The sequence below is a fragment of the Azospirillum brasilense genome (assembly GCF_022023855.1).
GTDB lineage: Bacteria > Pseudomonadota > Alphaproteobacteria > Azospirillales > Azospirillaceae > Azospirillum > Azospirillum brasilense_F.
Genome location: NZ_CP059452.1, coordinates 695,288 through 719,195 on the forward strand (window position 1 = coordinate 695,288; position 23,908 = coordinate 719,195).

20 protein-coding genes and 1 pseudogene are annotated in these 23,908 nt (G+C 68.7%); 6 read left to right on the plus strand and 15 right to left on the minus strand.

What is annotated here, in order from left to right:
- Positions 1-21 precede the first annotated feature (21 nt).
- Positions 22-1,161, plus strand: a complete 1,140-nt coding sequence (locus tag H1Q64_RS29505) for an SbmA/BacA-like family transporter (RefSeq protein WP_237907425.1) — start codon at positions 22-24, stop codon at positions 1,159-1,161.
- An 89-nt stretch (positions 1,162-1,250) separates the two neighbouring features.
- Positions 1,251-2,435 (plus strand): HPP family protein, encoded by a 1,185-nt coding sequence (locus H1Q64_RS29510; RefSeq protein WP_237907426.1) that lies wholly within the window; start codon positions 1,251-1,253, stop codon positions 2,433-2,435.
- Positions 2,436-2,489: 54 nt separating this feature from the next.
- Here H1Q64_RS29510 and H1Q64_RS29515 read toward each other — a convergent pair whose 3' ends face one another.
- The 3 genes from H1Q64_RS29515 to H1Q64_RS29525 all read right to left on the minus strand — a co-directional run bounded on the left by H1Q64_RS29515 (position 2,490) and on the right by H1Q64_RS29525 (position 5,332).
- On the minus strand, positions 2,490-3,374 hold the full coding sequence (locus H1Q64_RS29515) for a ParB/RepB/Spo0J family partition protein (RefSeq protein ID WP_237907427.1): 885 nt from the start codon (positions 3,372-3,374) through the stop codon (positions 2,490-2,492).
- Entirely contained in the window at positions 3,364-4,398 is a 1,035-nt protein-coding gene (locus H1Q64_RS29520; protein ID WP_237907428.1) for an AAA family ATPase, read from the minus strand. The genes H1Q64_RS29515 and H1Q64_RS29520 overlap by 11 nt, the downstream gene beginning before the upstream one ends.
- A gap of 169 nt (positions 4,399-4,567) precedes the next feature.
- The gene (locus tag H1Q64_RS29525) at positions 4,568-5,332 is read right to left on the minus strand and encodes a M48 family metallopeptidase (RefSeq protein WP_237907429.1); all 765 of its coding nucleotides are present in this window, start codon (positions 5,330-5,332) and stop codon (positions 4,568-4,570) included.
- A 188-nt stretch (positions 5,333-5,520) separates the two neighbouring features.
- Here H1Q64_RS29525 and H1Q64_RS29530 point away from each other — a divergent pair, with 188 nt between their 5' ends.
- The gene (locus H1Q64_RS29530) at positions 5,521-6,129 is read left to right on the plus strand and encodes a flavodoxin family protein (RefSeq protein WP_237907430.1); all 609 of its coding nucleotides are present in this window, start codon (positions 5,521-5,523) and stop codon (positions 6,127-6,129) included.
- A 178-nt stretch (positions 6,130-6,307) separates the two neighbouring features.
- A pseudogene (locus H1Q64_RS29535) lies at positions 6,308-6,721 on the plus strand (hypothetical protein); the annotation flags it as partial.
- 303 nt (positions 6,722-7,024) lie between these two features.
- Here H1Q64_RS29535 and H1Q64_RS29540 read toward each other — a convergent pair.
- Positions 7,025-8,053, minus strand: coding sequence for an AbrB family transcriptional regulator (locus H1Q64_RS29540; RefSeq protein ID WP_237907431.1), 1,029 nt, complete (start codon positions 8,051-8,053; stop codon positions 7,025-7,027).
- A gap of 214 nt (positions 8,054-8,267) precedes the next feature.
- Here H1Q64_RS29540 and otnI point away from each other — a divergent pair, with 214 nt between their 5' ends.
- A complete protein-coding gene (otnI, locus tag H1Q64_RS29545) occupies positions 8,268-9,056 on the plus strand; it encodes a 2-oxo-tetronate isomerase (RefSeq protein WP_237907432.1) in 789 nt (262 codons plus the stop codon).
- Positions 9,057-9,058: 2 nt separating this feature from the next.
- A complete protein-coding gene (locus tag H1Q64_RS29550; protein ID WP_237907728.1) occupies positions 9,059-9,949 on the plus strand; it encodes an AEC family transporter in 891 nt (296 codons plus the stop codon).
- Between the two features lie 35 nt (positions 9,950-9,984).
- Here H1Q64_RS29550 and H1Q64_RS29555 read toward each other — a convergent pair whose 3' ends face one another.
- The 11 genes from H1Q64_RS29555 to H1Q64_RS29605 all read right to left on the minus strand — a co-directional run bounded on the left by H1Q64_RS29555 (position 9,985) and on the right by H1Q64_RS29605 (position 23,865).
- Positions 9,985-10,941 carry a glycosyltransferase family 2 protein gene (locus H1Q64_RS29555; protein WP_237907433.1) on the minus strand — a complete coding sequence of 319 codons (957 nt, stop codon included), beginning with the start codon at positions 10,939-10,941 and terminating at the stop codon, positions 9,985-9,987.
- Complete coding sequence (locus tag H1Q64_RS29560) at positions 10,938-11,861, minus strand: glycosyltransferase family 2 protein (protein WP_051140669.1); 924 nt, start codon at positions 11,859-11,861, stop codon at positions 10,938-10,940. Before H1Q64_RS29560 ends, H1Q64_RS29555 begins: the two co-directional genes overlap by 4 nt.
- A 35-nt stretch (positions 11,862-11,896) precedes the next feature.
- Positions 11,897-13,330 carry a lipopolysaccharide biosynthesis protein gene (locus H1Q64_RS29565; protein WP_237907434.1) on the minus strand — a complete coding sequence of 478 codons (1,434 nt, stop codon included), beginning with the start codon at positions 13,328-13,330 and terminating at the stop codon, positions 11,897-11,899.
- Positions 13,327-14,760, minus strand: a complete 1,434-nt coding sequence (locus tag H1Q64_RS29570; RefSeq protein WP_237907435.1) for an O-antigen ligase family protein — start codon at positions 14,758-14,760, stop codon at positions 13,327-13,329. The genes H1Q64_RS29565 and H1Q64_RS29570 overlap by 4 nt, the downstream gene beginning before the upstream one ends.
- A 97-nt stretch (positions 14,761-14,857) precedes the next feature.
- Entirely contained in the window at positions 14,858-17,110 is a 2,253-nt protein-coding gene (locus H1Q64_RS29575; RefSeq protein WP_237907436.1) for a GumC family protein, read from the minus strand.
- A gap of 43 nt (positions 17,111-17,153) precedes the next feature.
- Positions 17,154-18,548, minus strand: a complete 1,395-nt coding sequence (locus H1Q64_RS29580) for a nucleotide sugar dehydrogenase (protein ID WP_237907437.1) — start codon at positions 18,546-18,548, stop codon at positions 17,154-17,156.
- A 404-nt stretch (positions 18,549-18,952) separates the two neighbouring features.
- Positions 18,953-20,131 carry a GNAT family N-acetyltransferase gene (locus H1Q64_RS29585; protein WP_237907438.1) on the minus strand — a complete coding sequence of 393 codons (1,179 nt, stop codon included), beginning with the start codon at positions 20,129-20,131 and terminating at the stop codon, positions 18,953-18,955.
- 71 nt (positions 20,132-20,202) lie between these two features.
- A complete protein-coding gene (locus tag H1Q64_RS29590; protein ID WP_237907439.1) occupies positions 20,203-21,093 on the minus strand; it encodes a right-handed parallel beta-helix repeat-containing protein in 891 nt (296 codons plus the stop codon).
- A 333-nt stretch (positions 21,094-21,426) separates the two neighbouring features.
- Entirely contained in the window at positions 21,427-21,630 is a 204-nt protein-coding gene (locus H1Q64_RS29595; RefSeq protein WP_237907440.1) for a hypothetical protein, read from the minus strand.
- A 277-nt stretch (positions 21,631-21,907) separates the two neighbouring features.
- Positions 21,908-22,948 (minus strand): polysaccharide deacetylase family protein, encoded by a 1,041-nt coding sequence (locus tag H1Q64_RS29600; RefSeq protein ID WP_237907441.1) that lies wholly within the window; start codon positions 22,946-22,948, stop codon positions 21,908-21,910.
- A 35-nt stretch (positions 22,949-22,983) separates the two neighbouring features.
- Positions 22,984-23,865 carry a glycosyltransferase gene (locus H1Q64_RS29605; RefSeq protein WP_237907442.1) on the minus strand — a complete coding sequence of 294 codons (882 nt, stop codon included), beginning with the start codon at positions 23,863-23,865 and terminating at the stop codon, positions 22,984-22,986.
- Positions 23,866-23,908: the final 43 nt, after the last annotated feature.

The window sequence follows — 23,908 nt, forward strand, 5'->3', positions numbered from 1 at the left end:
GGGCGGCCGGGATGGTCGGTCATGGTGAGTAGGATTTCCCTGAGAGCCGCCTCCGGCTTTGTCCGGCGTTTCGCCGGGCTGGCTGGGGGCTACTGGGCGGGGCGGGACCGCTGGTCGGTATGGCTGCTGACGGCGGCTCTTCTGGCCCTGACGGTGGCGCAGGTGTCGGTCCCGGTCATGTTGAACCTGTGGAGCCAGCGCCTGTTCGACGCGCTGGAGCAGCGGGCGATGGACCGTTTGCCGGTCATGGCTGCGGCGGCCGGCGGCATTCTGCTGTTCAACATCGCCGTCACCGTGTCACATCTGTGGGTGAAGCGGCGCATCCAGTTCGGTTGGCGGGCGTGGCTGACCCGGCGCTTGGTCAGCGGTTGGCTGTCCGACGGGCGCGAACTGGCCCTCCCCTCCCGTCCAGGCGACCATGACAATCCGGACGGACGCATCGCCGAGGACGTCCGAATCGTCACCGAACTCGCCATCGACCTGGGCCATTCGTTGACCTACTGCCTGCTGCTTCTGATCAGCTTCTCCAGTATTTTGTGGCAACTTTCCGGTGTCGTGCATGTCACGCTCGGCGGCGTGAGCGTTCCGGTGCCCGGCCATCTGCTCCTCCTCGCCTTGGCCTTCTCCGCCGCCGGGACAGCCGCGGCCATCGCCGTCGCCCGGCCGCTCGTCCGCGCGGCGGAGCGCCGGCAAGGGCTGGAGGCCGATTTCCGCTTCGGGCTGGCGCGGGTTCGCGAGAACGCCCCGGTCATCGCCCGGCAGCATGGCGAGGCCGTCGAGCGCAGCCGGATGGCCCTGCTGTTCGGCGGGGTGCGCCGTGGCTGGGAGCGGCAGACCGCCGCGCTGGTCCGCGTGATGGCCTTCGGCGCGTCCTATTCGGTGCTGTCCACGGTCTTTCCCATCCTGGTGGTGGCGCCCCGCTACGTCGCGGGGGCCATCACGCTGGGGATGATGATGCAGACCGCGCAAGCCTTCCAGCAGGCCGTCGCGGCGCTGTCCTGGCCCATCGACAATCTGGCGACCGTCGCCCAGTGGAAGGCGTCGGTGGAGCGCGTGCTGGGATTGAAGGAGGCGCTGGACGGGATCGCCCCCTTGCCCCCGGTCAAGGCGCGTGTCCCGGATTCGCTGTCCGATGGCGGCAACACCGCGCGGAAACGGTAAAGCGGCCCGGCACTTTCCGTTTGACCTCAACTTAGCTTGAGGTTCTATCCTGCCGCCGCACGCCGAAACCTTGGGAGGGACCGGGCCGAATGCACCGCGAGATACGGCTCCTGCTGCGCCGCTGGAAAATCACTCTGCTGAAGAAACGCGAAAACCGCCGCCGCCTTGCCCTGTTCAGGCCCATCCTGCCCGGCGCGAACCTGAAGGACCGGCTGATCGCCTGCTGCGGCGCCATGCTCGGCCTCGCCGCGACGGGCCTGCTCTGCCACAACCTGCTGACCCACATCACCAGCGCGCCGGCCCTGGTGGCGCCCATGGGGGCGTCGGCGGTTCTGCTGTTCGCGGTGCCGGCCAGTCCGCTGGCTCAGCCCTGGTCGATCATCGGCGGCAACACCCTGTCGGCGCTGGTCGGGGTGATGGTTGCGGCGCTGATCCCCGACCCGATGCTGGCCGGCGGCGTGGCGGTGGCGCTGGCCATCGCGACCATGTCGATGACGCGCTGTCTGCACCCGCCGGGCGGCGCCGCCGCGCTGACCGCGGTGATCGGTGGACCGGCGGTCGCGGCGTCGGGGATGCAGTTCGTGTTCTATCCGGTGGCCGTCAACTCCATCCTTCTGGTGCTGGCAGGCTGGACGTTCCACCGCTTCTCCGGCCATTCCTACCCGCACCGGGCGCCGCCCAAGCCGGCCAACAGCCATGGCACCGCCGATCCGCCCGCCCGGACGCGCGGCGGCCTGACCGCCGACGACCTGGACGAGGCGATCCGCGAGTTGGGGGAGGCGCTGGACGTCAACCGCGACGACCTGAGCGCCCTTCTGGAGAAGGCCGAACTTCACGCCATGGAGCGGATGCACGGCGGGATCACCTGCGGCGATATCATGGCCCGCGATGTGGTGACGGTGAGTGCGGAGGCTCATCCGGAGGTGGCCCGTGCCCGCCTGATCGAGCACAGCTTCCGCACCCTGCCGGTGGTGGACCGGCGCAACGTGGTGGTTGGTCTGGTCGGGCACCAGCATCTGGTCGGGAACGCCGCGACGGTGGCCTCGGTGATGGCCCCGCCGGTGACCGCCGGCCCGGAAACCCCAGCCTTCCGCCTGCTCGGCCCACTGTCGGACGAGAGCACGCACGAGGTCGCCATCGTGGATGGGAGCGGCGGACTGCTGGGGGTGGTGACCCAGACGGACCTGCTGCTGGTGATGGCCCGCACGAACCTGCTGCAATCGTTGGACAGCGCCCGGAGCCCGGCTGCGCTGGTGGTGTCGGAAAGCCACTGAACCGCAACGGCAGCCCCGGCTCCGCGAGAAAATTTTCTCGCGGAGCCGTCTTTTTTACTCCCCTCCCCTGCCCTCCCCGGCGCCGAGGATCGCGTCGATGTCGTCGCGGATCGCGCGGAGCGTCTCCCGGTCGATGTCCGCCAGCGCCAAACCCTGTTCACGGACGCTGGCGACGGTCTGGCGCGCCCCGAACACCACCTTCGCCAGTGGCTTCGGCAGAGCGCTGCCGGTGGGAAGCGCGTTGCTGCGGGGCTTTGCCGCCACGGGCGCCGGAGTCTCCTCGTCGGCGGAGCGCCGGGTCATCTCCGTGACCAGCGCGTCCCAGCCGCGCAGCTGTTCGCCCTCCCCTTTCAGCCGGGCGATCTCCACCAGCCGGTAACGCGCCGGGCGATGCAGCGGATACTCATCGCGGATGCGCTGCGGCAGGCGGCTGATGAGGAGCGCGCGGGAAATGTCCACCCGGTCCTTGCCGACGATCCGCCCGACATCCTCCTGCCGGTAGCCATGGCGCTCCATCAGCCGGGCGTAGGCGTCGCCCTCCTCGAAGGGCGACAGGTCGGCGCGGACGACGTTCTCGATCAGCGCCAGCTCGTCCGACGCGCCGGTGACGGTGACGGCGTAGATGGTCGGGTGGCCGAGCGCCCGCACGGCGCGGAAGCGCCGCTCCCCGAAGACGAGCTGGAAGCGGCCGTCGCCCAACTGCTGCACGCCGACCGGCTGCGCCAGCCCATGCTGCGCGATGGAGGATTTCAGCGCCTCCATGTCCGCTTCGTCGAAATGGCGGCGGGGCTGGTCGGGGTTGGTGACGATGCGGCCGACGTCGATCTCCACGACGACCGGGCCGCGGCGGTTGAAGCCCTGCCCGTCCTCGCGGGCTTGGCGCTCGGCCGCGGCGGTGGCCAGCACACCGGTGTTCGTCCGGGCCAGTTTACGCGACATGGGCCATCACCTCCGGCATGCGGGCACGTTCCTGGATCAGCGCGTCGGCGACGGCCTGATAAACCTCGTAGCCCGGCGCGTCCGGCACCGCCTCCAGCGCGGCGCGCCCGGCGGCCACCGCCTGGGCGTAGACGGTCGCCCGCGGGATCGGGCCGAAGACGCGCAGCTTCGCGCCGAACAGGTTGCGGATGTCGTCCAGCGACGCCTGATCCTGGGTCAGCCGCGCGTTGAACATCGTCGGCAGGATGCCGAGCACGCTGACCCCCGGGTTTGCCCGGCGGCGGATCATGTCCAGGTTCTCCAGCAGGAACTCCACGCCGGCGACGCTCAGCATCTCCGTCTGGCAGGGAATGGCGACGGTGTTGGCGGCGGTCAGCGCGTTGCGCGCCAGCATGCCGAAATGCGGCGGGGTGTCCACGAAGATGAAATCATAGCTCTGCCGCGCCCCGCCATCCAGGCATTCACGGAGCGCGCAGTCCCCCGAGGACTGGCTTTGCAGCTCCGCCTCCGCGTCGCCCAGCCGCATGCCGCTGGGGATCACGTCCAGCCCGCTGTCGGTGGTGACGATGTAGTCGCCGAGGTCGAAGTTTCTCCCCCGCGATTTCAGCGCCTCCACGGACGCTTTCAGCGCGTAGTAGAGGGTTTTTTCCTCGCGCTCGCGCTCGATGGAGTTGATGCCGAGATGGATGGTGGCGTTGGCCTGCGGGTCCGCGTCGATCAGCAGCACCTTGAAGTGCCGTGCGAGCAGGGTGGCGGTGTTGACGGTGAAGGCCGTCTTCCCCACGCCGCCCTTGCGGTTGGCCGCGGCACAGATCAGCGCCGGGCCATGCTGCGTCACCGTTCCGATCTTCTCCTGCAGCAGCAGGGAAATGACCGGAGCGGGGATCTTCTCGCTGCCGTTCTCCCAGCGCGAGATCTTCGCCTTGTCGTATTTCCGGCCGAGTTTTTCGTTCAGCCAAGCCGCGAAATCCGGCTGGTTCAGCGTCCGGCCTTCCCGGAACGCCTTGATGTCCTCGCCGCGCATGGTTCATTCCCCTGCCTTGCCCCGAGGCCACTTTTGCGCGGCGCCGGAGTGCGGTCAAGACGGAATGTTGACTCCGGGGCAGGGGAGGGGAGTCAACATTCGGCGAGAAAATTTTCTCGCGGGAAACGCTCGGCGGGTGGTGCGACCGCGGCACCACCCGCTGCTCCGGTCAGCTCGGCTTGTAGGCCGCCTTCGCCTCGGGCATCAGCTTTTGCAAGGCGGCGATGCGGTCCGCCGTGCCGGGGTGGGTGGACATGAAGGTCGGCTGCTCGGCCCCCGCCTGCTTCATGTTCTGCCACAGCTCGATGGCCGCCTGCGGGTCGTAGCCGGCGCGGGCCATCATCAGCAGGCCGGCGCGGTCGGCCGCCAGCTCCTGGTTGCGGGAATAGGGCAGCAGCAGGCCGTATTGCGCGCCGGTGCCCAGCGCCGCGGCGATCATCTCGCTGCCGCCGACCCCGCTCGCTCCGGCCACGGCCCCCAGGATGCTGGTGCCGGCGTCGGTGGCCATCTGGGTGCTCACCCGCTCGGCGGCGTGGCCCTCCAGATTGTGGGCGATCTCGTGACCGATGACGGCGGCGAGCTGCGCGTCGGTCTTGGCGTATTGGAACAGCCCCTCATAGACGCCGATCTTCTGGCCGGGAAGGGCGAAGGCGTTGGCCTCCTGGCCCTGGAACACGCGGACCTCCCAACCGGCGGGATCGAGCGAGGCGGCGCGCAGCAGGCGGGCCGAGATCTGCTCGGCGCGGCGCTGGTAACTGGCGTTGGCGGTGGCCGGGGTCGACTGGATCAGGCGTTGCCAGTCCTGTTGGCCAAGCTCGACGAGCTGTTCCTGCGAGACGAGGTTCAGCCCGAGCCCCGTCGAGTTTCCGGCGCATCCGGCCAGCGCCAGGGACCCGGCCAGCGCCGCGGCAAGGCACAGGGGTCGGACGGTCATGGTCGGCATTGCTGTTCCTCCGTTGTGGTTCTGTCCACCGCATCCTATCCGATGGCGGATGGGCTGTGCCGGGGCAATTCGGTGGTCATGTTTTCGGTGGCCGTATTCTGGAAGCCGCAACGTTTGCCGGGGCGGGATGTTGCTTCCCGTCACCGCCGGCAGGCGGTGGATCGCATCCGGAGAGCACCATGCCGATCAAAGCCTTCGCGCTCAACTGTACCCTGAAGTCGTCGGGAAAGCCCTCCTCGACCGACGCGATGATCGGCCTGCTCCAGAAGGACCTTGCCGCCCATGGGGTCGAGGTGGGCGCGCCGGTCCGCGTCGCCGATCATGACGTTAAGCCCGGGGTCACTTCGGACGAGGGGCCGGGCGATGCATGGCCGGACCTGCGCCGCCAAGTGCTGGAGGCGGATATCCTCATTCTCGGCACGCCGATCTGGATGGGCCAGCCGTCCAGCGTGTGCAAGCGGGTGCTGGAGCGCATGGACGCCTTCCTGGGCGAGACGGACGACCAGGGCCGCATGGTGTCCTACGGCAAGGTCGCGCTGGTGGCCGTCGTCGGCAACGAGGATGGTGCCCACCATGTCTCGGCGGAGCTGTTCCAGGCGCTGAACGATGTCGGCTTCACGCTTGCCGCCAACGCCGTCTGCTACTGGGTGGGGGAGGCGATGCAGAAGACCGATTTCCAGGACCTGGACAAGGTACCCGATAAGGTGGTCTCCACCTCGGCCATGGCCGCGCGCAACGCCGCCCACCTCGCGCGCTTCCTGAAGGAGAAACAGTATCCCGGCGAATGATGGCTCCCGGCGATTAGACGTCTAATAGCGTCGCATCGCCGTCTCCTCCCGGCCGTGCCATTCTGTGGATATCCTCTCAAGAGCCTTCTCAACCGCCCGCGCGATTCCATGTATAGTCGGTCTTGTAGGCCGGCGATGCGATGGCGTCGCCGCGGGTGGATGGTGGCAGGAGGAACGGGTGGCGACGCTCAAGGAATTCGAAGAAGCCTTGAAGACGGCGGGCAACACGGAGGCCCTGGAGATCCTGGGCAAGCTGCGTGAGCGCGACAAGGCCCAGCGGTCGATCCGCCCGGCGCGGCGCGTCGTCGGCAAGAAGATGACCCCGGAACTTGCCGCGCAGATTCTGGAGCTTCACCGCACCACCGACATGACGCAGCAGGAAATCGCGTTCCAGCTCAGCGTCAACCAGGGCCGCGTGAACGAGGTCATCAAGCGCGGCAAATGGCTGAACGACGACCCGAACGCGCCAGAGGCCGTCGCCCGCGACAAGGCCAAGGCCCGCGTCAAGGACGGGGTGGGCATTGAACCGCGCCCATCCCGTCCGAAGAAGAAAAAGGCGGCCAAGCCGGCCGAGGAACCGGCGGTCGAGGAACCGGTGGTCGAGCCGGTTCAGGAGGCCGTGGCGGAGGACGTGCCTCCTGCCGCAGCGCCGGTTCCGGAAGAACCGGCCCACGCGCCCGAGCCGGTCGAGGCGGCCCCGGAAGCGCCCGTGCCCGAACCGGCTCCCCTAGAGCGGGTTGAGATGGCCCTGAACCCGGACACCCAGGATGCGGTGGCCGAGGAGAAGGCAGCGGAGGACAAGCCGGCTGCGGAGAAGGCGCTCAAGGAGAAGAAGAAAAAGCGGAAAGCCGAACCGCCGGCGCAGCTTCTCTTTGACGGGCTGTAAAGCGCCTGCTCAGCCGCGGCGGGGCTGCCACCAGCGGGCCAGGAAGCCCAGCCCGGCGAAGCGCACGACGTGGTGCGTGCCGACGAAGGCGGTGTCGAGGCCGAGCACGAAGGCCACGATGGTCATCGCCTCCACCCCGCCCGGCGCGTAGGCGAGCCAGAGCTGGCCGAAGGGGAGGCCGAGCAACCACGCCCCTGCCCAGGCGAAGACCGAGGACAGGACGAGCGCTAGCGCCACGCTTTCCAGTGACGGGCGTAGCGCCGCCCGCAGGGAGGCCAGCGTGACTCCGGCGAAGCGCGACCCGATCATCGCCCCGGTCACCACGAAGCCCGCGTTGAGCAGCCAGCCCGGCAAGCGGTGGTCCACGAGGCCGCTGCCGTGCAGCACCGCACTCCCCAGCATGGCGCCGAGCAGCACGCCGCCGGGCACGCGCAGCTTCTGGAACAGCAGGCCCGCCAGGGCGCTGGCCCCGACCAGCAACGCCAGTTCGGGCAGGGCGCCCGCCGGGTCGGATAGGGCAGGGCGGGGCGGCAGACCCGGCGTGGACGACACCAGGTCCAACAGCCAGGGCATGGCGGCGACCAGGACGAACAGCCGCAGGCTCTGCGCCAGCGCCACCCGCGGCAGATCGGCCCGGCTCTCCGCCGCCAACACCAGCACCGCGCCCAGCGCGCCGGGGACGGCGGCGTAGCGCGCGGTTGCCGGGTCCCAGCGGTGCACCCGCTCCAGCCACGCCGAGCAGGCGTAGAGGCAGGCCATCACCGATCCAGCGAGGAGCGCCATGCTGAGCGGCCAGGAGGCCATCTGGTGCAGCGTGTCGGGCGTCACCCCGGCGCCCATGGAGATGCCCAGCAGAACGAAGGCGGCGGTGCCGAGCGGGGAGGGCAGGCGGAGTTTCAGTCCGCCGAGCGCCCCGCCGGCCACCGCGGTCATCGCCCCCATCAGCCACGCCGCGGGAAGCCCGGCGACGGCGAACAGCCCGCCACCCAGGGCGGCCAGAAGGAGGGTCTGGGCGGTGGAGGCGAGTTGCTTCATCATCCGTCGGGTCCGGCTTCGGCAAAGGGCCGTGCACTGTGCGTGTCCCCCGCAATGTCGTGCAACCGGTAAGGGCGGTCACCTGACAAGCGTGTGCGGCATGGGCCGGCGATTGTCGGGACCGTCCGCCTGCTGCATTGTCGGAACAACCAGCCGCCACGGCGGCCCAGACGACGCGGGAGGGGACCATGCCGATAAGAACCGGGGGACGGACGCCATGAAGTTCGCCGCCAACCTGTCCATGATGTTCACCGAGCGGCCCTTCTTGGAGCGGTTCGGCGCGGCGGCGGCGGCCGGCTTCGACGCTGTGGAGTTCCTGTTCCCCTACGATACCCCAGCGGAGCGGATCAAGGCGGCCCTGGACGCCCATGGGCTGACCCAGGCGCTGTTCAACCTGCCGCCCGGCGACTGGGCGGCGGGGGAGCGCGGCATTGCCAGCCTGCCCGGTCGCGAGGTGGAGTTCCGCGAGGGCGTGGCGACCGCCATCGCCTACGCCAAGGTGCTGGGCAACCGGCTGCTGCACTGCATGGCCGGCATCCCGCCGGAGGGACAGGGGCACGATGCAGCTCTGGCGCTCTACACGGACAACCTCCGCCATGCCGCGGCGGCCTGTGCGGAGGCCGGGTTGACGCTGCTGGTGGAGCCGATCAACAACCGCGACATGCCGGGCTATCTGATGAACAGCACCGGGCTGGCCCGTCGCGTGATCACGGCGGTGGGGGCGCCGAACCTGAAGCTCCAGCTCGACCTCTACCATTGCCAGATCAGCGAGGGCGACCTCGCCACCCGCATCCGGGCCAACGCCGACCTCACCGCCCATGTGCAGATCGCCGGCGTGCCCGACCGGCAGGAGCCCGACCGCGGCGAGGTCCACTATCCCTATCTGTTCGAGGTTCTGGCCGACACCGGCTACCGCGGCTTCATCGGCTGCGAGTACCGGCCCCGCGCCCGGACCGAGGATGGGTTGGGCTGGTTCCACACCGCAAGCAAGCAGGCTGCGCGTTGACCATGGACCTGCTCGCCCCCCTGTCCAGCATCGCCGCCGTCGTCGTGCCGGTGTTCCTGATCGCCGCCCTCGGCTTCGGCTGGAGCCGCGCCAAGCTGCCCTACGACAGCGCCTTCATCACCACCTTCGCGATCAACGTTTCCACCCCCTGCCTGGTCTTCTCCTCGCTGGCCCGCCTGACGCTGGGCGGGGACGACCTGCTGACCATGGCGGTGGCCTCGGTCGGCAGCATGGCGCTGGCCGGGCTGATGGCGACGCCGATCCTGCTCGGCAGCCGCCTGCCGCTGCGCGTCTATCTGCCGGCGCTCAGCTTCCCCAACGGCGGCAACATGGGCATCCCCATCTGCCTGTTCGCCTTCGGGGAGACCGGGATGGGGCTGGCGGTGCTGTTCTTCGCGACGCTCGCCGTCCTCCAGTTCACCATCGGCCCGGCCCTGGCGGCGGGGCGCACGGACGCCAAGCAGGTGCTGCGCACCCCGGTGATCTACGCGGTCGCGCTGGCCGTGCTGGTCCTGATGACCGGCTTCCAGCCGCCGCAATGGGTGACCAACACGACGACGCTGCTCGGCAACTGCGCGGTGCCGCTGATGCTGTTCTCGCTGGGGGTGGCTCTGGCGGGGCTGCGGATGCAGGGCATGATGCGGTCGCTGGCTATGTCGGCGCTGCGCCTGCTGCTCGGCTTCGCCGCCGGGCTGGCGGTGGTGGAGGTGCTGGGCCTGGGGGGCACGATGCGCGGCGTCGTTCTGCTGGAAAGCACCATGCCGGTGGCGGTGTTCAACTACCTCTGGGCGCTGCGCTACAACAACGCGCCGCAGGAGGTCGCCGGGATGGTGCTGGGGTCCACGGCGCTGTCGTTCCTGACGCTGCCGCTGCTGCTGGCCATGGTGATGTGAAAAGGGGAGGGGGGCAATACTTCGCCCCCCGCGCCTCACGCCGTCGCGGCGTCCGAATGGGTCGCCGCGCGCACCCTGCGGTGGAAGGACGGCGGCACCACGCAGGTCCCGAAGAACATCAGGTAATGCCGCATCTTCGGATCGCCCGCCCGGGTCGCCTCAGCCAGCAGGCGGCGGACGGCGTTCCAATCGCCCTCGCGGCGGGCCATGCCGACGACCTTGGTCATCAGGAAGGCGGCGTAGGCGTTGCCGGTCATCAGCGGACGATGCGTGCGCGCCCACTCGAAGGCTTGCCGCCAGTCGTCGACCGAATGCAGCGAGGCGCGGCCCTCGTCGATCTCCACGAAGCACAGCGGCTCATCCACGAAGACCAACTCCGCGCCGGGTTGATCCAGCGCGCGGAACAGCCAGCCCCAATCCTCGAAATGGCGGTAGTCCGGCATCGGCACGGCGAGCGCCAGAGAGCGCGGCACCATGATGGTCGGGGTGGCGAGATAGCCGGGGCGGGACAGCGGGCTGCGGCGGTCAATCAAATAGTCGCTGATCGGCTCGCCCGGCTCCGGCCGGCGCTGCGGCCAGACGTAGCGGCGCTCGCCGATGCTGACGCTGGTGCTGCAGGAGACCACCGGCAGCTTGGCGCCCGACGCCTTGGCGGCGGCGAGCTGCCGTTCCAGCTTCTCCGGCGCCCAGGAATCGTCGTCATCCAGGAAGGCGATCCACTCGCCGAGCGCCGCCTGCACGCCAGCGTTGCGCGCCCCCGCGGGGCCGAGCGACGCCGGGTTCTGCACGATGCGCAGGCGGCGGTCCTCCACCGCCTCCAGCGCCGCCACGGTGGCGGGGTCCGGCCCGTCGACGACGACGACGATCTCCAGATCCTTGATCGTCTGGGCGCGCACGCTCTCCACGGCGTTCAGCACGAGATGCGGGCGGTTGCGCGTCGGGATGACCGCGCTGACGGTGACGGGCGGGGCCTCCGCCGCAACGTCCTTCATCGCTTGTACTCCAGATATTGGAAGCCCATCAGGCCGTAGAGATAGCCGCTGCCGACGCAGATCTTCTGGAGCCGGCGGATCGGCCAGCTTGTGTCGAAGGCCATCACCATCGGCACCAGCGGCAGGGCAGCGAGGTTCAGCGCGATGTGCGCGAGCCCCAGCGTGGAGCGCTTCACCAGCGTGCGGCGCTGGCCGTTCAGCTTGGCCTCGGTCAGCGACACGCAGGTGCCCAGGCGGAAAGCGCGGCGCAGAATCCAGCGCGCCGTCATGCGGCTGGCCGGCACATGCTCCTCGATGGTCGCCTCGTCGCACCAGACGATGCGGTGGCCCTGGCGGCGGATCTGCTCGAAGAACAGCACGTCGCTGCCGCCGGACAGGCTCAACTCCGGGTCGAAGCGCACGCCGCCTTTCAGGATGGAGCGGCGGAACAGCACGTTGCCGGTGGCGCAATAGGCCGGCTCGCTGCCCGTGGGCATGCGCTGCAGGTCGTGGAAGCGCCCCTTGGTCAGCCAGTCGGGCGGGCGCTTCTCGTAGATCGGCAGGACGGGGCCGGCGACCACGGCGGCGCCGGTGCGCTCCATGGCGGTGACCAGCCAGTCCAGCCAGCCGGGGCTCGCCACCTCGTCGTCGTCGATGAAGGCGATCAGGTCGGCGTCCGTGGTCTCGTCCAGGCAGCGGTTGCGGGCGGCGGGAATGCCCGGCACCGGCTCCGCCGCGTAGCGGATGGGGAAGCGCCAGTCTTGCGCCATCTCGCGGCACAGCGGTTCGGCGGAGCGCGCCGGATCGTTGTCCACCACCAGCACCTCGACGTCCAGCGGGGCGTCGGGGTTGAAGGTCAGCCCCTCCAGCGACAGCAACGTGCGGTGAAGATCCTTCGGCCTGCGGTAGGTGCACACGCAAACCACCAGCTTTTTCGACATGGTGCCTGTTCCTTCCTCACGCCTGTTCATGGTGTTCATGCCGGGGATCGGGTGCGTTTCAGCCGGGCCAGCGCGATCCGCACCTGACCCATCAGGTTGGCGGGATTGAGCACGGCCAGGGCCAGCAGATAGAGGCTGCCCGCCGGGGCGAGCTGGACGAGCAGCAGGTCGCTTTCCATCGCCGTGATCTTCAGCCCGGCGGCGAAGAGCAGGGCGGCGGTGGTCACCTTCAGAAGATCCTTCACCGGCACCGCCAGCACACCGGCCCGCGGCATCAGGATGACCGCGGCCACCACCCAGCCGAGCTGGGCCGCCAGCGAGCCGTAAGCCGCCCCGATCACCCCGAAGCGGGGGATCAGGAACAGGTTGGCGCCGACGTTCAGCACCGCCGTCAGCATGGTCAGCTTCAGGATGTAACCGGTTTTCTTGGTCAGGTGCAGCGACAGGTCGAAGTGGTAGATGCGCAGGATGCTGATGAAGACCGACAGGGCGACGAGCGGCATGATCGCCGCACCGGTTTCGCGGTACGCCTCGCCGAGCAGGAGCCCGACGATGCCCTGGGCGGAGATCACCTCCATCAGCACCAGGGGCAGGCAGACCAGCAGGAGGATCGTCAGGTTCTGCGCCATGATCGGGCGCGCGGCGCGCGGGCCTGCGCTGTCGAAGGCGCGCGACGCCATCGGCAGCGTGACCAGCGAGGCCGCCGACGCCACCAGCATGATCGGCTGCTTGGCGAGGTCGAAGGCCATGGCGTAGGCGCCGGCCGCCGCCTCGCCGATGAACCAGTAGATCAGGAAGCGATCGGCGAAATCGAGCGCCCAGCCGACCATCAGGCTCAGCATCAGCGGGCCGCCGAAGGTCAGCAGAAGCCCGACCCGCTCCCGCGCCGGCCAGCGCAGCGAAATGCCCTTCAGGTCGGAGCGCAGCCAGATCGCCGTGACCAGCAGGAAGCCGATGCTGGTGCCGAGCAGCAGCCCCTCCTCCTTCCAGCCGATCAGCACGAAGGCGGAGCCGAGCGCCAGCCCGAACAGCGCCTTGGCGAAGGACTTGGCCGCAAAGACCGAGCCCTTCAGCCGCGCCCGCGACATCTGGATCGACAGGTCGAACCAGGAGATCAGGATCGCGATGACCGGCAGATACAGCACATAGTCGATGCCGTTCATGCCCGGATAGAAGGCCACCACCGTACCCAGGATGGCGAGCACCCCGCAGGCCACCACCAGGAAGGCGGTGACCACGGTGGAGAGCCAAGCGTCCCGCTCGGCCGCGTCGCCGCCGCATTTGCGCAGGACGAACAGGCCCATCCAGGAGAAGCCGCAGGCGTTGATCGCCGCCGCCGCCGCCATCACCAGCGCGTAATGGCCGTAGGCCTCCGGCGTGACGATGCGCGAGAAGACCGCGACCGCCGCGAAGCCCAGGATGCCGACGGCGATCCGGGTCGCGAAGAAGGCGAAGCCGCTCGACATCATGACCGCGACTCCGCAACTGGGATGCCGTTCTGCAGTTTGGGCCGCCGTCCCGCCGCCGGACGCGGGGTCAGGACGTGGGCATGGACCGTCTTGGCCAGCCGCGTCTGGAAGGCGGTGAAGAGGAACCACAGCAGGCCGTTCTGGATCAGCAGGCTGCTCTCGGCGACGTTGCCCAGCAGGAGCATCATGGCGAAGACGATGTGCCAGCGCGCCGCTCCGCTGCGGTCGACCGGGACGATCCGGGCTATGCGCGACAGGTAGATCACATAGGCCACCAGGAAGAGGCCGAGGCCGAGCAGGCCGACGTCCAGCGTCGTCTGGATGAAGCCGTTGTGGGCGTGGATGTCGAAGCGGCCCGAGGTGCGCCAGAACAGCGCGCCCGGCGCGTCCAGCCCCGACCAGAAGGCGCTGAAGCCGTAGCCCAGCACCGGCTGCTGCTCGATCATCCGGATTGCAAAGTCCCAGATCAGCGTGCGCCCGGTCAGCGTGATGTCGCGGCCGAGCAGCGCGGTGATGCTTTCCAGGTTCAGCAGCGCGAAGATGGCGGCCAGCATGATGACCATGGTGCCGCCGTACAGCTCCAACGCCAGCGACCCGGCGTCCTGCCGGTGGGTCACCAGCATCACCAGGGTCATGCCGGCCGTGGCGACGATCAGCGCCGTGGCGGAGCCGGACATGGCGAGGCAGCCAGCCATGATGGCGAAGGTGCCCAGCCGCCAGACCAGCGCCAAGGTGTCGGTCACCGGGCGGGAGCGCAGGACGAACAGCCCGGCGGTCAGGCCGAAGGCCATGGCGTCGCCCAGGCCGTTCTTGTGGGAGAAGACGCCGCGCCACTGCGACCCCTGCTCCGCCGGCATCAGGCCGTAGCTCGGCAGGCCGACCGCCAGAAGCGCGCTCAGCACCGCCAGCACGAAGACCGCGCGGTGGATCAGCCGGGCCAGGGCGACCTCGCCGTAGGACAGGCCGACATAGAGGCCGAAGATGGTCGTGCCGACCAGGGCCACGCTGCGGCGGATGGTCAGCGACGGGTCATGCGACCATTGGCTGGACGCGATGGCCAGCACCACCATGAGGGCCATGGGAATGCTGAGATAGCGGAAGGCCCGGACGCCGTGGAGCATGACGATCCGCAGCAGGGCCGTGGCGTAGAGGCCGGCGAAGATGAGCTGCTTGATGGTGTCGCCGGAGGATTCCGGCGCGCCGCCCGCGCGCAGGATGAAGCGCTGCGAGGGCGCGGACATCATCACCGACAGCAGCGCGTCCCACAGCAGGATCAGGCCGATGGCGCACACCACCTGATCGAACAAGCTGGGCGTCAGGTCGGCCGCGCTGCGCAGGAGCGGCGGCGTCCGTGGCCGGGCGGGCGGCGCGCCCGCAGCGGGCGCCGCCGCCAGAGCGGCTCGGTTTCGCGGAAATGGCGTTGCACTCATCCTGTTCCCCCGATGAACCCCCAGGACCAACTCGTCCCTTGGGGTACGGAAACGCCCGGCCGCCGGGGCGCCGGGCGTTTCCGCCGTCACGTCATGGTCAGCGCGTGTAGTAGCGGCGCGCCTCGTTCATGCCGTAGGCCTCTTCCGACGCGTCGGTCCGGGCCAGCTTCTTCAGGTCCACCCGGCTCAGCACGACGCTGGTCACGTCGCGGCCCAGCTCGGTCAGCCGGTCGATGGCCCGCTGGACGACGGCGCGCGGCGTCTGCTCCCAGCGCACCACGAACAGGCATTCCGTCGCCGACCGGGTCAGCACGCCCGCGTCCGCCACGACCGCCATGGGCGGGGTGTCGAGGATGACGCAGTCGTATTCGAGCGAGGCGAACTTGATGATGCTCGCCAGCTTCTCCGACCCCAGAAGCTCCTGCGGGTGGTCGCAATGCGGGCGGCCGACGACGTAGTGCAGGCCGCTGCGGCCGTCCACCTGGACCACGTCCTGCCATTCCGCCTTGCCGACGATCAGGTCGCTCAGGTCGCTCGGGGCGTTGTCGCCCAGCACGTTCCCGATGCGCGGGCAGCGCAGGTCGCATTCCAGCAGCAGGACCCGCCGGCCGGACGCCGCCAGCATGCGCGCCAGGGTCAGGCAGACGGTGGTCTTGCCCTCGCCGGGAACGGCGGAGGTGACCATCACCACGCTGCCGGTGTTCAGGGCGCCGCGGGCGTAGAGCGACACGCCGATGGCGCGCACCGCCTCGCTGTACTCCGACCGCGGACGGTCGAGGACATAGTCCTCCGGCTTGGCGTTCTTGTGATGCGGCAGGGACGGCACCAGCCCGATGGCCGGCACGCCGATCGTCTCCTCCACATGCTGGGTGTTGCGGAAGGTCTTGTTCAGATGGTCGCGCAGGAAGGCCAGGAACATGCCGATCAGCAGGCCCACGGCCAGACCGCCGCCGACGAACAGCTTCTTGCCCGGCGTTGACGGCTCCAGCGGCGGTTCCGCCAAGGACACGACGCGGGCGTCGCGCTGCTGAAGGTCGTCCTGCTCGCGCGTTTCGACGAGACGCTGGAGCAGACCTTCATAGACGCGGCGGTTGGCGTCGGCCTCGCGCTGCAGCTGGGCCAGACGGACGTTGGCGCCCAGTTCGCCGGCGGTCTCGGCGGTCAGCTTCTTCAGCGCGGCCTCAAGCTCGCGCTCGCGGGCGCGGGCGATCTCGACCTCGTTGTTGATGACCGCCATGATCTTGGTGGCTTCCTCGCGCATCTTCTGGCGCAGGTTCGTCAACTGGTTGACGTAGGCCTGCACCGCCGGATGCTGGTCGCCGTAGCGGGTGCGGTACTCGGCCAGCCGGCGCGCGATGCCCGACTCCTCCTCGCCCAGCCGCTGGATCAGCGGCGAGCCGAGCACCTCGGCCGCGTTGCCCTCGGTCGGGCTGCGCGCGACGATCCGGGCGTTCTGCGCCCGCGCCTCCGCCCGGCCGCGCTCCGTCTGGGCGACGACCAGGGCGCGGTTCAGCTCGGCCAGCTGCTGCGACAGGAAGGTCTCGCCGCCGGTGCCGCCGAGCACGAGGCCCTGCTGCGCGCGGTAGTCCTGCACCGCCTTGTCCGACACCTCGACCTGGGCGCGCAGCTCGTTGATGCGGTCCTCCAGCCACTTGTTGGCTTGCTGGTTGACATCCTTCTTGGTCTGGAGCTGGTCGCGCAGATACTCGTCCACGAAGGCGTTGGCGATGCGGGCCGCTTTCTCCGCCTCCTTCGCCTTGAAGGAGACGAGGATGGTGTAGGACTGGGCGTCGCTGGTCGCCGACAGGCCGCGGCGAACGTCGGCGATGACCGCGGCGCGCTCCTTCTCCGGCGACGTCGGCTCCTTCACGCCGATGCCGGCGGAGTTCAGGTAGCCGGTGATCTGCTGGCGCAGCGGCGACAGGTCGTAGCCGACGGTGTCGTTGATCCCGGCGATGGCCCGGTCGATGGCCGAAGGCCGCTCGATGGCGCCGTTGAACTCCGGGTCATGGACCAGCCCCAGCCGGTCCACCACCTTGGCGGCGGTGGCGCTGGAGGTGATCATGTCGATTTCGGTCCGGATCGCCGCCGCCTCGCGCGGGAGGTTGGAGATCACGGCGTTGATGTCCGTGACCTCCGTCGTGCGCGGGTCGATGATGAGCACGGCCTGGCTGGTGAACCGCGGCTCATAGAGCAGGGCACCGGTGGTGGCCAGCGCGGTGCAGCACAGAACGCTGGCGATGATCGTGCTCCGGCGCCGGCGCAGCACCTGAAGGAGGTCGCGGAGCGCGACCTCCCGCGTGCTGGCTTCGGACCCCAGGGCTCCGTCTACATGAGTGTACGCGGCCATCCCATTCTCCTGAGGATCGGTCGGTTAGGGTCCAGGCCGGCGGTCAGCCCTTCACGATCTTCTCGTCGACGATGCCCGCCTTGCCGAAGGCGTTGCGGGTGTCGACGATCAGCGGCAGCCCGTCCAGGAAGGCCTTCAGATCGAAAGAGTCGTGGTCGGTGCACAGGATCGCGGCGTCGAAGGCGCCGTCCCGGATGTCCTCCAGCGCGACCGACGGCGTGCCGGCCATGCGGGCGAGACGGCGCGTCTCCGGAAGCTCCGGCACATGCGGGTCGTAGTAGAAGACCTCGCAGCCGCGGTCCTGGAGAAGATCGATGATCTTCAGCGCCGGGCTTTCGCGCATGTCCTCGATGTTCTTCTTGTAGGCGACGCCCAGCACGAGGATGCGCGACCCGCGCAGCGCGCGGCCCAGCTTGGAGTCCATGGCCTGTGACAGCCGCTCCACCACGTAATGCGGCATGCGGGTGTTGATCTCGCCGGCCAGCTCGATGAAGCGGGTGGCGACGTCGAACTCGCGGGCCTTCCAGGTCAGGTAGAAGGGGTCGATCGGGATGCAGTGACCGCCCAGGCCGGGGCCGGGGTAGAAGGGCATGTAGCCGAAGGGCTTCGTCTTGGCGCCCTCGATCACTTCCCACACGTCGATGCCCATCGCGTCGTAGACGACCTTCAGCTCGTTGACGAGCGCGATGTTGACGCAGCGGAAGATGTTCTCGGTCAGCTTCACCGCCTCGGCCGCTTCAAGCGACGAGACCGGTATCACGCGCTCCAGCGCGCGGCCGTACATCGAGCAGGCGATGCGCAGCGCGTTGGGGTCCTCACCGCCGACGATCTTCGGGATGCGGGCGGTGGTGAAGGTCTCGTTGCCGGGATCCTCGCGCTCCGGCGAGAAGGCCAGCAGGAAATCCGTGCCGCTGTTGAGGCCGGTCTTCTCCAGGATCGGGCGCACCACCTCGCGCGTCGTGCCGGGGTAGGTGGTCGATTCGAGGACGATCAGCTGGCCGGGGCGCAACACCTGGGCGATCTGCCGGGTGGTGACCTCGATGCAGCTCATGTCCGGCTCGCGGTTGCGAGTCAGCGGCGTCGGCACGCAGATGACGATGGCGTCCATGTCGGCCAGCGACTGGAAGTTCGCCGTGGCCGTGAAGCGGCCCTCCTCCAGCATCCCGCGGACCTCGTCGGTCGACACGGTGCCGATGTAGGAGGTGCCACCGTTCAGGCTGGCGACCTTTTCCGGATCGATGTCGAAGCCCGTCACCGAGAAGCCGGCCCGCGCGAACAGCCGCGCCAGAGGCAGGCCGACGTAACCCAGGCCGATGACGCCGACGCTGGCGGTGCCCGCCGCGATCTTCGACTCCAGCGTCGCCAGAGCTTCCGGAATGCCGGACGTGCCGACCGAACCCCCGCTCACCAACAGGTCGGCAAACTCATTGCTCGACATAAGACGTCTCCTTTTCCGACTCTCTTGTTCGTAGAGGTTTCACCGTTATTCGCGCTGTATTGCAGAGATCAATTTCACCGACACAAAACCGAAGCCAAGGTCCGGTTCTGACATCGGGCCTTGGCTTTTGCTGTTCATTAGACTGATCGATCGGCGTTTCCTCTCACCGAATACATTAGGCTGCTTTGTCTAAGCACCCAGCAATCGTGATAGAAAAAGTGGCAGCCGTAAACGTCGTAAAAGGCCGAACCACCGTCAGTTGATCGGGTGACCTTTCTTGTGAGACTTTAGGGATGACCTTCCCGAAAGGCGCTTCATTAACCCCTTTTGAGTAACCACCCGCAGAATAGACGAAAGGAGCCTGACCGGCGCGTCGGCGGCCGGACGGCTCCTTCGCACCGCGGTCATCCCTGGACGGCGACTCCCTCCGGTTGCAGCCCGGTGGTCTCGGGCAGCGTGTTGTGCATCAGGAAGCTGGCGTCGCCGTCGCCCATGGTCAGCAGCCAGTTGCCGCGGTCGGCGAACGCGTCGCGGTCGATGCCGGCGTCCGGCCCGGCGTGCGCCATCACCCGCACCGGGAAGCCCACGCGGTCGGGCACCTTCATCATGCCCATGGCGAGGAAGGTCCGCTCCGCCCGCCTGTTCAGCGTCCGGCAGATCAGGGCGGTCGCGCGCTCCGTCGCGGCGATGCGCAGCGTGTGGCTGAGCAGGACCCATAGCCACTTCGGCTCGCACAGGTAATCCACGATGGCGAGGCAGGGCTCCTTGCGCCAGGTCTCGCGGCGCAGGACCACGTAGCCCAGCGGCTCGCCCCCGCGCGTCAGGATGAAGCGGCGGTAGTCCGAGGCGCAGGGAATCGCGTCGTAGCGCCAACGCAGATGCGTCAGGTCGCGCAACGCGATCAGCGGATAATGCGGGGAGGCGCGCCGCCAGATGGCGTCGGCCCGCCCGTCGAACCGCCCGATCTCCTCGAACCGCGCGCCGGTCGCCCGGCTCAGCAGGTGGCCGCCGATCCGCGCGCCGTGCAGGGCCGGCCCGGCGATCGTCCCGATGGTCCGCATGCGGCCCTGAAGCGAGGACGCTTCCAGGCAGCGCCGCGTGTCCAGCGGGAAGACGTAGGCGGGCAGGGCGCCGATGTCGATCCAGCCGGCCTTGCTGTAGGCCTTGTAGGCGGAATCGGAAATGTGGATGGCCATCGCCAGAGGACGGCTGTCGAGCTGCGCTTCCGCCAGGGGCGTGAAGGCGCCGCGCATCCGCCATTCCGGCAGGACCATCAGGCTGTTGGCCCAGGAGGCCGGGATTTCCCGGTCCCGCGCCTTCAGGCGGAAGGGAATCCCGCATTGCTGGCCGACGATCTGTCCCTGCCGCTTGCACACCCAGACTTGCGGCCCGTCCGCGTCCCGGTCGGGCACCTCGTCGAAGAGCCAGCGGTTGTAGGCCTCGTCCACCTGCCAGACCCGTTCCCCGAACATCTTGCGCTGGAAGCCGCGCAGCTCCCCCGTGTCGGAAGCGTCGAAACGGAAAACGGTTTTCTTCAGCCGGTCGGTGATCGACTGACCGACGGTGCTGCTGCTGGTGCTCACATGCCCCCCCTTGTTCGAACGCGCCGTCCCTTTCCCGGCCCGCGGCTCGCCCGCGGACGTCGGGGCCGAGGTCAGCGCACGGATTCCGGCCGCATTCCGGACGCTTCCTGCACGGTTCCTCCCGTTGGCTGGTTAGTGGTGGTCCCGGTCCGGGTTCCGGTTTCTGCTCTGGCGTCGTTGCTGACCCGGTTGCCGGTGACGGTCTTGCCGATGCTGTCGGCGATGATGATGGCGGCCCGCTTGCCGTTGCGGTGGAAGACGTTGTCGCGCAGCTCCAGCGTGATCGAGCCGTTGCCCTTCTGGTGCTGCAGGACGCCGCCGTTGTTGTCGTAGAACTCGTTGTCGTAGACCCGGTAGGTCACGTCGATCCCGCGGTTCTGGCCGAGCGAGAGGCCCGCGTCGGCGTTGCGGAAGATGACGTTGCGATAGATCTCGGTGCTGGACTTCGCCAGGATGCCGGCGCCGCGCGGGTTGTCGTGAATCAGGTTGTCGTGGATCTTCAGCGCGCTGCCCGCCTGCCCCTGGTCGTGGTAGAGGCCGTGGGAGCGGCCTTCGCCGCCGTTGACGCCGTTGTTGAAGACCCGGTTGTGGGCGACCTCGCCGGTCAGGATGCGCCCGTTCCACCCGGAATAGACGCCGCCGTCCTTGCGCCAGCCGTTGTCGGCGATGGTGTTGCGCGTGATGATCTGGTCGGTGTTGTCCGCCGCGTAATGCACGATTCCATAGGCGCCGTTGCCGGTGATGGCCGATCCGTCGATCCGCAGCCCGTCGGAAGTCCCCTGAACGACGATTCCGGAGCCGCCGTTGCCCGCGACCGTCACGTTCGTCACCGACACGTTGCGCGCCCGCGGCCCGAGCAGCAGGCCGGTGTCGGCCGCGCCGGTGATGCTCAGCCCGTCGAAGGCGACGTTCGTCCGCCCGTTCAGGCTGACCGCGACCGAGGCGCCCCGCGCGTCGATCACCGGGGCGTCGCCCTTGATAGGCGCCGTAGGTGACCGGCCGGTCGGTCGTGCCGGAGGAGGATGCCAGGAGGCTGCCGCGCCAGCTCTCCCCGCGCTCGAACAGCACGCGGCTTCCCGGCGGGAAGGTTGTGGCGTTCACCTTCTCCAGCGATTTCCACGCCTCCTTCGGGCCGCGGCCCGACCGACGGTCGTCGCCGTCCGTGGCATCGACGTAAAAGACCGGTGCATCCTCAGCGGTCCGTCGCGCGCTGACGAGCAGCGACGGCTGGGGCGGGACGCTCGATGGCGGGGGGAGGTGGGGGCAGGTAATCCATGGGTCTGTCTCGCGCGGCCTTACAAAGCGACGCGGATCAGCGCATAGGCGAGGCCCCAGGCCGCCAAAGCACAGCCGGTGCACAGCAAGGCCCAGCCGGCCCGCTGGAGATCGAGCAAGGGGGGGACGACGCGGTCCGTCGCCTTCGGGGCGGCGTCCGTCGGCATGACGTCCACAACTCCACCCAGCAGGTTCGGGCTGGCCGGCGTGGCTTGCTCGATCATAGCGATCTCCTCGCGGGGGGCCTGATAGGCGGGGGAACCAGCGACCAAATCCGCAGCGTGTTCCTATTGCGGTATTTTGTGTTACGCCGCGGACAAATAAAGGGAAATGAAAAGGGATCACGCTTAAGCGATCAGCGCACGATAAGGGGGCATTCCAAAGGGAGGAATAGGACTTCTCTTTGGAATTGCTGCGCGGTCATCGCCTGTAATGCCTATGCCAACGGCAAGAACTCCCTCCCCCGCAACGGGAGAGGGAGCGTTTCATAGGCCGGACCGCTCAGCCGGCGAGGGCGCGCTTCATGTTGCCGGCACCGCCGCGCAGCAGACGCTTGACCAGCTGCTGCTTCGCGGGCGCCGGACCGTTCTCAAAGCAGATCCGCTGAATCCGCCGCTGCGGACCGCCGCGGCGCGGCCAGGAAGTGCCGAAGGTGACGTCGACCCCTTCGTCGTACAGTTCCCCGAACAGCGCCTCGGGCAGGCCCTCGTCGGAATAGGGAAAGGCGAAGGAGCCGCAACCGGGGCCGAACAGCTCCCGGATGCCGGCGACGCTGCCCGTCACCTCCTCCTTCCGCTGCTCCGCCGTCAGCAGGCGGTGGTTGGGATGGTCGAACCCATGGGCGCCGATCGACACCCCCTCCGCCATCAGGTCGGCGATCTCGTCGCGCGTCAGATAGGGCTTCTCGTCCGCCAGGAAGCCGGCCGTGTCAAACTCCAGCACGGTGGCGATCTCGTCCAGCACGGCGCGCTGGTGCCAACTCACCTTCATGACGCCCGCGGCGGGGTTGGCGGCGACGGCGCCCGCCCGCGCCAGGGTGGCGGCGCAGACGGCGCGGCGCGGATCAGCCTCCGCCAGCCGGCTCAGCCGCTCCGCCAGAAGGCTCGCCTTGTGCCGGTAGAAGAGCGTCTTGTTGTCGAGGAAGTTCAGGTTCAGGTACAGCGCCGGACGGATGCCCTTGCGGCGCAGGATCGGCATCGCGACCTCCGCGACCTCGCGCATGCCGTCGTCGAAGGTGACCAGCAGCGACGGGCGGCGGATCTCCGGTCCGCCCATGGCCGACCCGGTGACCGTGGGCAGGTCCGTCGGCTCGAAATGCTTCAGGAGGAAATCAAGATCCTTCGTGAATTCCTTCGGCGTGCGGGGCCGGTAGATGTGCTTCAGATGGTCCGGCACCGTGTCGCAGACGGCGTGGTAAACGACGGCCAGCACCGGGCTGCCGTAGGCGTGATGGCAGGCGGTTCCCAGCGGGTTGCGCAGCGCGTCCGTCCACCGGAGCCGCCGACCCAACCCGCCACCGGAAATCACGTCGGCAACGCTCATCAAATCCTCCCACGGAAGGGTCAGAGGGCAGAGGGTCAGAGAGCGTCCGCGCCATCGGGAGCGAGGCGCTTGGGCTGAATCATGGCGCTGTGGATCCGGGTCATGGCCTGCGCCTCGGTCGGCGTGCGGACCAAGCGGTACAGCATCCTCTTCAGGCCCGGCGGAGTCAGCCGGAACCCGATCTGAAGCGAGGCCGTCGCCAGGAATTCCGAATTGGTCAGGAAGCCCGACCGCCAGCACCACACCCGGAAGGCCCATTCGTTGACGGCGTAGCGCAACCCGCCGCGCCGGACGCGCTGGGCCATGCTGGTGCGGAAGAGGAGAAGCGCCTCCTGCACCGTTTCCATGCGCGCCCCGGCCTGAAGCAGGCGGACATACAGGTCGTAGTCCTCCAGATTCCCGAAGCAGGAGCGGTAGCCGCCAATGGCGGTCAGCGCCCGTCGCCGCACCATCATGGTGGGGTGCGACAGGACGCAGTGCCATTTCATGCCCTGGCTGATCTCTTCGTGCGTCTCCGGGCTGCGCTTCACGCAAGTGATGGCACCGGGGTCCTGTTCGAACTCCGCGTGCCAGGAGAACGATGCGTCCAGCGACCCCTGCTCGGCGAAGGCGCGCGCCTGCGTCTCGAAGCGGTGGGGCAGGCAGATGTCGTCGCTGTCCATGCGGGCCACCAGATAGCCCGTGCAATATTGCAGACCGTCGTTCAGCGCGCGGGCCAAGCCCCCCTGGTTGCGCCGCCGCACCACCACAAGCCGGCAGGCGTTGGACGCCTGATAGCGGGCGATGACCTTTTCCTGCTCCTCCCCGATCCGTCCATCGACCACCAGCACGCATTCACGCGGGAGAAGCGTCTGTGTATAGACGCTCTCCAGCGCGGCCTGAAGGTTATCCGCCTTCTCGCCCGCGTAGGTGGCCATAAGCACGCTGATCGATTGAGTGTCCCGACCGTCCCTCGGTCCG